Source organism: Blautia sp. HCP3S3_D9 (assembly GCF_052063845.1).
Lineage (GTDB): Bacteria > Bacillota > Clostridia > Lachnospirales > Lachnospiraceae > Blautia_A.
This window is the reverse complement of the sequence record NZ_JBQHWS010000289.1, coordinates 1-540: the sequence shown is the minus strand read 5'-3', so window position 1 is coordinate 540 and position 540 is coordinate 1. Positions and strand designations below refer to the sequence as shown.

Here is a 540-nt window from a genome sequence, read left to right as displayed (position 1 = left end):
AGTTCTTCATAATCGTTCGCCGGATCCAGATGATATTCATCCTGCCCGTCCAGAAACTTCTGAAAGCTTTCCTTCGTGATTCTTTTTCGATCAGCGATCGTGACGAACTCAAAGAAATGCTGATACTTTTGACTATTCAGGATGCCATATACCTGATTTCTGGTGATTCCCAGCTGTCTGCCCATTTCCGGCATAGTGAGAGTTGCGGCCTCCATTTCCGCGTCCCTCTTTTTATCCTCCTTCGTGCGGTATCTGGACTGTCCGTCATACCATTTCTGAAATGCAGCTTTTGGTACACGTTTCCAGTAGTCCACAATCACGACTTCGATATTATTCCGCTTGATCAGGTCATAAACGACACCATCCGTAACTTCCAGCATTTCTGCAAGTTCCGGAACAGAATAAGACCATTCTTTCAATTCCTTTCCCGGTTCTTCTCCGGTGACTTTATGATATTTAATCTGATTCGCATACCACTTTTCAAAACTCTCAATATTGACCCGCATCTTTCCGGCAATCTCTTTGGTCTCAAAAAATTTT

1 protein-coding gene is annotated in these 540 nt (G+C 43.5%); it reads right to left on the bottom strand.

Features of this window, described 5'->3' with window-relative positions; genetic code table 11:
* Nucleotides 1–540 (bottom strand): helix-turn-helix domain-containing protein (locus ACTNES_RS20950; RefSeq protein ID WP_441040584.1); only part of this gene is annotated, 540 nt, incomplete at both ends.